Source organism: Noviherbaspirillum sp., from assembly GCF_035654295.1.
Classification (GTDB): domain Bacteria; phylum Pseudomonadota; class Gammaproteobacteria; order Burkholderiales; family Burkholderiaceae_D; genus Noviherbaspirillum.
The window spans coordinates 1-6,020 of sequence record NZ_DASRXF010000063.1 but is presented as its reverse complement, the minus strand read 5'-3'; the positions used below and the strand labels follow the sequence as shown (position 1 = coordinate 6,020).

The window sequence follows — 6,020 nt, the reverse complement described above, 5'->3', positions numbered from 1 at the left end:
TGCAGGCGGCGCAAGGATGCCGCGACCTGCTCCAGCAAGCCCAGCCTCGTCAGCAGCAGGTCCGCAGCCGGCTCGCGTACCTGCTCCGGCAGGTCGGCCGCCGCCACCGGGACGCAGGCGTCGAACTTGCGCGCCAGTTTCGTCGCCGCCTGCGGCGCATGCTCGCCGACGAGGGCCGACAGGCGATCCTCGACCGCAGCAAGGTCCGCGCGCGCCGCCTCGTACAGCGCCAGCTCGGGCGCATCGCTCAAGACGCCGAGCCGCTCCAGGTGTGAAAAGGGAAATCCGGCGGAGCGCAACCAGAAGTAGGATGACCAGCCCATCGGTCAACCCAGCTTCCCGCTGATCGCACGGCACCCCTTGAGCAGCGCCAGATGTTTGTCGTCCGCGGCAACAAGAGGCGCGGCGCCCGATGCGGCCAGGCGCGACGAAAGCTCGACAGGCAGGCAGGGCGAAGTCAATGCCTGCAAGATCTCGACGGCGCGCGGCGGCAGCAGCGCGAACTTGTACGTGCTGTCGTAGTCCGTCAGATACACGAGATAGTCCTGGACACCCGCCGGCAAATCCCCCTGCCCGAGCAATGTCTTGTCGCGCAGCCAGTCCGACAGGCGATACCGGCTGCGGTAATGACGTGCAAGCGGGGTACGACGAAGGAAAGCGGTATTCTCGTCAGCGCCCGCATCCGGCGCCGCTGCCAGCGAGCGCAGCAAATCGACAACCGTCATCTCCAGGCCGATCAGGTCGCGCAATCCGGCCGGCTGTGCGGTGCAGTCGTCCTGTGCGAGAAACTCCAGCGCGTCGCGGCAATAGCCGTAGACGAATGGTCCGTAATCCTTCCATCCGTGCATGTCCAGGAAACGCTCGCCCAGGCCGCGCAGGTCCGCCCCTCGGCGGAGCAAGGCGCGCAGGACCAGGGGCGCACCGGTTTCCAGCGCATTAATGAAGGAATTCGCCAGCCGGAAGCGATAATTCAGGACGAACCATTTCGCGCGTGACGCGTCACGGGCGTAGGCCAGCGCGGCCTGCTTTTCCGGTTCCGAAAAGGCGAACCGGCTCAAGTCTTCGCCCCGCTCTTCCAGCAATGCCTGCTGCAGCGCGGGCTCGCGCATGATGCGCCGCCATACGTTCCAGACGGTTTGCGCGTTCATGCGATGACTCCTTCGTCCCGCACGCAGTCCGCGCCGCGATACTTGCGCCACAACGCGCGCGCTTTTTCCAGATCCTCGACGATCATGTCCGCGTCCCCGGCCCGTCCCAGCACCCGCGTGTCCGGATGGTGCGCCTGTCCCTGGTATTCGAGGATGATGGCGGCGGGTTCAGCCCGCTGCAGGACCTCTTCGTACAATTCCCACACCTGGTGCGGCACACGCGAATCATGCCAGTCGTGATACAGCCCCTCGAACCAGCTGCCGCCGGCAAGGTGAACGGCGATCACACGGTCGAGCGGGATCGTATCGAGGTAATCGCGCAGGCTGAATGCAGACAGGTTGATGGAATTCGTGTAGATGTTGTGCAGATCAAGATGCAGGAAAGTCCCGGCCTGCTCCACCAGGCGCGCCATGAATTCGGCCTCGCGCATTTCCGCCCCGGGACAAGGCAGGTAGTAGGCAGCGTTTTCATGAGCCAGCGGGATGCCGTACAAGGCTTGCAGCGCGCGCGCGTGCTCCGCGCAGCGCCTGACTTCCGCCTGCGAGAACTGGACCGGGCTGCTCCAGATGTCGAGCCAGGAATTGTCGCCGTAAAAGCAATGATCGGCGACCCAGGGGCTGTCCAGCATGCGCGCCAGCGCGACGTGCCGCCGCACCGCCGCGGTGTGCTCGAGCGGGGTGAAGCCGAACTCGCAACCGTAGTTGGAGTGCGCGAGCAGCGTGCATTTTCCACGCAGACGCTCGATGCTCTTGCGCGACGATGGCTTGATCACATGGGGGCCGTCGAGCGGCGCCATGATGTTGTCCAGCAGGATCTCGAAGAGGTCGACATCCAGGCTTTCGAAGGGAAACCAGTCCAGGATTTCCGGGTTGTATTGGATTCCGACCCCGATCGGGTCCGGTTTACGAAGATGCATGGCGGCTCCCAAGGTAACGATGCATGCAGGCGACCTGCAGGCGATAAGTCATGCCGCCCGGCGCCGCACGCCGCTGCGCTGCATGATGTCCTCGATCACCGCATGGGTCGACAGCAGCGCTCCCTCCTGCTAGCCCGGCACATGGCTGACCTGGTCGCCCGCGAGGTACAGGGGGCCGTCGGGCCGGGTCAAGGTCGGATAATGGTTCTTGCGCGCGGCCGCGGTCCAGACCGCCCATCCACCCTGCGCGTACGGCATGTTCGGCCAGCACACGGCCACGCCGTTTTTCACGAGCTGGCGATATCCCGGGTGGATCTTCTCGCCATCGGCCAGCGCGGACTCGATGCGTTCCGCATAACTCATCCGCGCATAGCTCGCGCCGACGCTGTCGTCACGGATATAGGCGCCGACCAGGATGCCCTTCTTTTCCATCAGTCCGCCGGACGGGTACCAGATCTGCCCGATGCCCTGGTCGGTCCATGAGATACCGCCGTAAATGCGCGCGTCCTCTTCCCAGAAGCGCCGGTCAGCCTGGAACGCGATCTTTGCCGCCTGGGTATAACGGCAGCTCTGCATCGCTTCGCGGTGCGTTGCCGAAAAATCCGTATCGATTCTGGCAAGCGCCGGAATCGGGATGGTGATGATGGCAAAATCGACGTCCAGCACACGGGACTGGCCGTCATGCTTGTACACGATGCGCGCGCGCTCGCCGGTTTTGCGGATTTCCTGCACCGGCGCGTTGTAAATGACGAGGTCGCCTACTTGCCGCAGGAAGCCCTGGACGATCTTGTCCATTCCGCCCACCGGCTGCAGCATCGTCGCCGCCTGGTTCCATTCCTCGGTAAAGTTGATGTTGCTCCTGACAAACTCGGACCTGAGCAGATCGGCCAGCGCAGGACGCTGGTGCTGGGTTCCCGCCACCGCACCCGCGCCGGGCGTCACCGCATAACCTGCCCGGCCTCCCCCGCGGTAGATGTAATCCTTGTCGAGTTCGCCATAGCCCTTGAGCAGCGTCAGCAGTTTTTCCACGTCCTCCGCGGTCAGCACATCATCGAGCGCCTTGCGGTTGACGGCCTTGGCCAACAGCTCGGCAACCATGCCCCTGGTTGAGTGGACGATGTAGCGGTTTTCCTGCGGCTTGCCGGCGAACGCATGCGAATCGTGCACAAAGGCCGCGCGATTTTCATTGACGAACACTTCAAGCGGCACGCCGAACTCGCGGCAGTAATTCAGCACCGTCTTGTGATGATACGGAATCCGGGCCGGTCCCATGTTTGCGTAAAGCTGTGTCTCTCTGTCCCAGCGCGCATGCTGGATCCCGCCCGTTTCGACCACAGCGTCACCGCCTCGCAAGGTGAGCGAGCGCCCGCCAGCGCGGCCGTTCGCCTCGATCACGGTGCATTCATAACCGCGCTTGCGCAGTTCGTATGCGGCGGCAAGCCCGGAGATGCCGGCACCGATGATGCCGACCCTGACACCCTTTCCGATGCTGTCGCCGACCGCCGGCAGGTTGGAAGCGGCCGCGGGTGCCGCGGCCAGCCCCAGGCCGGACATGGCCGCATACACACTGCCGCTTCCGGCCACACTTCCCAGCACCTGCAGGAAATCGCGGCGCGTCACCCCTTTCAATGGCTCTTTCATGACATCCTTCTTGCTGTTACATCGTTTTGGCGGCGATCCCTCGCCCTTATGCTGCGTCCTGCGCGAGTACGCAGATGCTCCCGTCCCGATCATTCATCAGCGCAGCCGCACCGCCGGTGATGCCGTTCATGCCTGTCGATGCGCCTGTTCATAGGTGACGACGTCACAGAACAGTCCGGCGCCCGGCAAGGACTCTCTTTTTCGTGTCAGGCGAACACTTTGCTCTCGACCACTTCGATGTCGTCGAGGTCAAACTCTTCGAATCCCGTCTCCTCAACCGCGGCTTCCGGCTTGTCGGCATCCTGCGGCTTGCCGCTGCAGGGCGCGGGAGCCTTATCCAGCTCTGCAATACCATCCGTTTTCGACTGTTGCTCCATCATCGATCTCCTCAGCAATAAATAAATGACCAAAAAACCGCAGGGAATGGGCCGGCATCCGCGTTACGATGCATTTCGCTCGCCGCATTTGGTTCTTGCGGCCAGCATCCGGCATTCCATACTCGTACAGCGCGCGTACACTGCCGCGCGCCCCTCCGCCCCTTCGTCCCCTTTGAAATCTCCTGACCGGCCTATCGGTTCCAGGTACCCAGGAACAGGTACTCGATCACCGGCAGCACCAGCAGGACCATGTAAACCAGCAGCGCCCATACCGCGAGCCAGCCGGCAACGGCGGCGAAAATAACGAATGCATAGAGCCACTTGCGCCCCCGCGAAAGATGTTCCTCCTGGCAGCCACCGGTGCACAACAGCTTTGCATAGCGAAACGCGCGCTGGCGCAGGCGCGGAACGCCGGCCATTTCAGTCAACGCAAGATAGGCATCGCCGTTGAACATCGGCAGCAAGGTCGGAATCAATGCCAGCGTGGAGCTGACAGCGGCCACCACTGCCGCGGTATGCAGTACGCCCTCCGGCCCCCAGCGCCACAGCAGTACGCCGGCGGCCGCGAACAGGAGGCTGACGTAAGGTCCCATTGCGATCGCCACCAGCCGCTGCGACCTTGGAATGCTTTCCCAATCGCGCTGCAGCGGCCGCGCCCAGCCGGTTGCGAGCAGCAGGTACACCGCAACGCCGAAATCGGTGATGCGCACCCGGTAATGGCGGCAGGCAAGCGCATGGCCAACTTCGTGCAGGAGGATCGAGACAACGACCACCGGATAGTGCCAGAGGAGCCAGTGGGGGCCGTTGCCGTAGATGGCCCCGGCATCCCCGAGAAAGTCGCCGCCTGCCGGCAGCAGGACGGCGATGGCAAGGAGCATCACGGCGAGACCAACGCCGACAAAGGCCGGCGTGCAAAGCCACGCGAAACGCCGGTACAGCCGGTCGAGGAAGACGCCCGGGTCGATACGCAGCACCGGGACCATCAGCAAGGACTTCAGCGGTCCGTAGCTGATCCCTGCTGCCGGGTCCCGGACGCGCCTGTGCCGCGCCGAGCCCGGCTCTTCCAGCAGTCCGTACTGCATCAGGCGGTTTTGCAAGGCTTCGACCTTTTGCAGCGGCACCTCTGAGTGCAACTCCCCGGCGGCGCAGGCCGCAACATCCGCCACGCTCCGCCTGCCGTCGAAAAGGCGTGCGATCATGAGCTCGCGCGGCCCGAGGAAGTACGACAGGTCCGTGACCGGATCGTAGACGGTATAGCGGCGGTCCGCCTCGCCCGGCCGGGAATCGTACACCCGCAACTCGGGGCGAAAGCTCAGGCGTGCCTGCCGCGCGGCCGCCAACGCATTGTTCTCGACCTGCAGGGTCATCGTGCGCCTTTCATGCTGGCGAGACGCTCGCGCAGCGATGCGAGGTCATCCCGCCGGCCGTCGCCGATCGCCGACTCCAGCTGCTCGCGGCCCAGCGGAGCGCTTGCCCGCCCGAGCACGTACACTGCGCCGGGGCGGGTCGGCCCGCATATGGCCTCGCTGGTGGACCAGACCGGCGCCCAGCCGTGTTTCAGCATGAGCAGCTCGGTCGATGTCGCGGTGAGATAGCGGCGATGGTTGTGGCTGAAGCAGCCTTTCATGATGCCGTAGCCGAATGCGCGCCCTTCGACGAGGAGCAGGCCATCCGGCTTGCTGGCACGGCGGCAGATTTCCAGAACGCGGTTCACGTCGAACACATGCTCGAGGGATCCCGTGATGATTACCAGGTCGAACTCGCCGTCCGGCAGCACCATGTCTTCGGCAGCCACTGCCTGGATTTCCAGCCCGAGGCGCCGGTTGCCGAACTCGGCATAGCCGATATCAGGGTCGGTTCCGAGGACCGACCAGCCGCGCCTGGCAAACGGAACCATCAGGCCGCCGGCGGAACAACCGACGTCGAGCATGCGCCCG

8 protein-coding genes are annotated in these 6,020 nt (G+C 64.3%); 1 reads left to right on the top strand and 7 read right to left on the bottom strand.

The window, feature by feature from the left end; genetic code table 11:
* From VFF99_RS07395 to VFF99_RS07385, 3 genes are all read right to left on the bottom strand, one after another.
* Positions 1-323 (bottom strand): hypothetical protein (locus tag VFF99_RS07395; RefSeq protein ID WP_325016447.1); only part of this gene is annotated, 323 nt, incomplete at its 3' end.
* 3 nt (positions 324-326) lie between these two features.
* On the bottom strand, positions 327-1,148 hold the full coding sequence (locus VFF99_RS07390; protein ID WP_325016445.1) for a hypothetical protein: 822 nt from the start codon (positions 1,146-1,148) through the stop codon (positions 327-329).
* Positions 1,145-2,065, bottom strand: coding sequence for a DUF692 domain-containing protein (locus VFF99_RS07385; protein ID WP_325016443.1), 921 nt, complete (start codon positions 2,063-2,065; stop codon positions 1,145-1,147). Before VFF99_RS07385 ends, VFF99_RS07390 begins: the two co-directional genes overlap by 4 nt.
* Between VFF99_RS07385 and VFF99_RS07380 the strand changes: the two genes are divergently transcribed.
* Entirely contained in the window at positions 2,064-2,198 is a 135-nt protein-coding gene (locus tag VFF99_RS07380; RefSeq protein WP_325016442.1) for a hypothetical protein, read from the top strand. The genes VFF99_RS07385 and VFF99_RS07380 overlap by 2 nt on opposite strands.
* Here VFF99_RS07380 and VFF99_RS07375 read toward each other — a convergent pair.
* The 4 genes from VFF99_RS07375 to VFF99_RS07360 form a co-directional block, all read right to left on the bottom strand.
* On the bottom strand, positions 2,195-3,706 hold the full coding sequence (locus VFF99_RS07375; RefSeq protein ID WP_325016440.1) for a flavin monoamine oxidase family protein: 1,512 nt from the start codon (positions 3,704-3,706) through the stop codon (positions 2,195-2,197). The genes VFF99_RS07380 and VFF99_RS07375 overlap by 4 nt on opposite strands.
* A gap of 206 nt (positions 3,707-3,912) precedes the next feature.
* Positions 3,913-4,086 carry a TglA family RiPP precursor gene (locus VFF99_RS07370; protein ID WP_325016438.1) on the bottom strand — a complete coding sequence of 58 codons (174 nt, stop codon included), beginning with the start codon at positions 4,084-4,086 and terminating at the stop codon, positions 3,913-3,915.
* A 188-nt stretch (positions 4,087-4,274) separates the two neighbouring features.
* A complete protein-coding gene (locus tag VFF99_RS07365) occupies positions 4,275-5,450 on the bottom strand; it encodes a M50 family metallopeptidase (protein WP_325016437.1) in 1,176 nt (391 codons plus the stop codon).
* A partial coding sequence (locus tag VFF99_RS07360) for a class I SAM-dependent methyltransferase (RefSeq protein ID WP_325016435.1) occupies positions 5,447-6,020 on the bottom strand: 574 nt, incomplete at its 5' end. The genes VFF99_RS07360 and VFF99_RS07365, both read right to left, overlap by 4 nt.

What these genes read in the sequence shown, in the direction of transcription:
- VFF99_RS07380 (WP_325016442.1), top strand. Translation starts at nt 2,064, where the DNA reads ATGGCGGCTCCCAAGGTAACGATGCATGCAGGCGACCTGCAGGCGATA.
- VFF99_RS07390 (WP_325016445.1), bottom strand. Translation starts at nt 1,148, where the DNA reads ATGAACGCGCAAACCGTCTGGAACGTATGGCGGCGCATCATGCGCGAG.
- VFF99_RS07385 (WP_325016443.1), bottom strand. Translation starts at nt 2,065, where the DNA reads ATGCATCTTCGTAAACCGGACCCGATCGGGGTCGGAATCCAATACAAC.
- VFF99_RS07375 (WP_325016440.1), bottom strand. Translation starts at nt 3,706, where the DNA reads ATGAAAGAGCCATTGAAAGGGGTGACGCGCCGCGATTTCCTGCAGGTG.
- VFF99_RS07365 (WP_325016437.1), bottom strand. Translation starts at nt 5,450, where the DNA reads ATGACCCTGCAGGTCGAGAACAATGCGTTGGCGGCCGCGCGGCAGGCA.
- VFF99_RS07370 (WP_325016438.1), bottom strand. Translation starts at nt 4,086, where the DNA reads ATGATGGAGCAACAGTCGAAAACGGATGGTATTGCAGAGCTGGATAAG.